We start from the raw sequence: 2,205 nt of genomic DNA, 5'->3' as shown, positions 1-2,205 counted from the left end.
ACCGAAGCAATACCCAACCAGCAGCATCCGGATCAGAAGTTCGGGATCAACCGACGGGCGGCCCGTGTGGCTGTAGAAATCTGACAGATGTTCGCGGATGCTGCTCAGGTCAACGAACCGATCAATCGACCGCAGTAAGTGATCTTGGGGCACATGGCCTTCCAGTGAAAACTCATAGAACAGCGCTGCCTGCTTCGGTCCCATCATGGCTCATTCTCCCGCTCGTTGAGAGAATTGAATCAGCAGTTCATGCACCAATCAAGGAAGAGTTTTTCAACAAAATCAGCCCAATGTTGCCTTGCATGCAATTCGCAGCATCCGTCAAGAAGGGCGGATTGTGTTGAAAAACTCGAAAAATCCGCACTCTCGCTTTTCCGCCAAAACCCGTTGCATCGGAAAAGCTGGCACTGTTCGAACGGAGAAGGCATTTAGAGCTGCACACATCGCCAAAGCCCTGATTTGGCCGACCCCCTCGCTAAGATTTCCAACTGGCGCTCTATGGCGAAGTTTTTCACCGTTTTTTGGAGAAAACAGAGTTTTTCAACACAATCGGCGGAAACCAGAAATTCTCTGCAAGCGCGAACGCTTCATGTGTGGACGTTGCAAGCCGACATGTTCGTGACTTTGAAACTCGGAAATTCCCTGCGCTTCATCGAAGTGAAAATCCACTTCGAAAACGCCCGGAACCTGTTCAGACAAATCGAACCACCTCTAAGATTGACTCAGTGCTTTATCTGAACAGTACGGGATTAGATGAAGATCAAGTGATCCGCGACACCAGAAGCGCCGCTCGTTAGAACGTATCCGATGTCAGCCAAAGAGGCGACGGACCAATCGGACAGATAGTTGGTATCGTCATAGGTCCCATCAGGATAAAGGTGCCCAATATACCCAGTCATGAGTTCGTCGAGATAGGTTTCCTCGTCCCAATGGCCACCTGCCGTGCCGGACCCACCATCGGTTTCAACAAGAATGAGGTCTTGCGTCGTTTCAGACCCAGCAAAGACTGAATTGGCTTCGTCACCCGTGTAGACAGTCGTCACTGTGTCATCGGTTGGTTTTTTGGTGCCGTTGTCGTCAACCACAGTTGAGACGAGATTGTTGCGGTCCCAAAGCGTCCCGAAACCCATGACATGCATCATTTCATGCACGACGATGTCATCGAAAAGACCTACATCGTAATATGCTTGTGCGTCAGCCTCGTCGAATGTCATCTGGCCAACAGCCGTCAACCCACTGTCTGAACGCAGACCAGTCGGCCCCGCCTGTCCAAGGACACCACCTACACCGTCAATAGCGTCAAGATCAGCAGTGATGACCAGATCATCGTAGACATTCCCGTTTCCATCCACCGCATCCGGGATGTCTTCCGCAATGAGCGACGCAAGAAAATCCGCTGAAGCTATAAAAACGGATTTAAATGCGTCGGACCAATCGCCAACGAATCTAATCTCGATGTTGTATTGAAGGGCGTCATCGATATTGTCATTTTGTCCAGTTATGTACTTTTCGGTGACAACTTCAGTATCGCCACCACCGCCGACCGGACCGGGCGGTCCTTTTTGACCTCTGGCCGCCGCGCTATAATCGATAAATGTCAGATCACCGCTTACTAAACCGTCAGGGCCGGTTGCGTTTTCGGAACCATAAAGCTCCGAAGCTCCACGACCTGAAGACTTTACATATTCGACAAAATTTCCACTGTTATCTGATGGCATCAAGAGACTCCCGCTTATTTGCGCCACCACCCCTGGCAAGATTTTGTACACCTCCAGAGCAATTTTTCCCAACTAATTTTTGCTTAAAAACCAGATTTCTAACCCTAGAACATCCAAACCCACTTCTATTGAAGCACTGAACGTTCGCAATCGTTCTGGCTGAGCCAAGACTTGTTCTTTTTTGGAAACAAACGGTCTCTCAAAGAGCTGCCTGTCTGCAACTTCGACCGAGATCAGCAACGCAGCACAAACAATTCTGGGTGCGACATCGTTCACGCAAAAGGCAAAAGAGCTAGGAAAGATGATAGCTCGCTACAAAGGCGCCGTGCAGTCACATGCCATCCGCCGCCGACCGGTTAACGCCCGTCGTGTTTCGCTCAGGACGTCCAAAGGCACACCAGATTAAGCAGATGATTGTGATGTTCGTCGCTGGTCGCGACCTTGTGGCCTCTTTCCGTGCCTTTGTTCTGGATGCGACAAGCCAGAG

The 2,205-nt window shown here is 50.3% G+C and carries 1 protein-coding gene and 1 pseudogene; both read right to left on the bottom strand.

Going from position 1 to position 2,205, the window contains the following annotated elements; all coding sequences use genetic code 11:
- Window positions 1–207 (bottom strand): annotated as a pseudogene (locus tag GV827_RS23065) (IS5/IS1182 family transposase); the annotation flags it as partial.
- Between the two features lie 542 nt (window positions 208–749).
- Window positions 750–1,790 carry a leishmanolysin-related zinc metalloendopeptidase gene (locus GV827_RS23060; RefSeq protein ID WP_164356658.1) on the bottom strand — a complete coding sequence of 347 codons (1,041 nt, stop codon included), beginning with the start codon at window positions 1,788–1,790 and terminating at the stop codon, window positions 750–752.
- Window positions 1,791–2,205: the final 415 nt, after the last annotated feature.

This window comes from Sulfitobacter sediminilitoris (assembly GCF_010667575.1).
Taxonomy (GTDB): Bacteria; Pseudomonadota; Alphaproteobacteria; order Rhodobacterales; family Rhodobacteraceae; genus Sulfitobacter; species Sulfitobacter sediminilitoris.
Note: the sequence above shows the minus strand (reverse complement) of the source record. Positions and strands in the feature narration are given on the sequence as shown.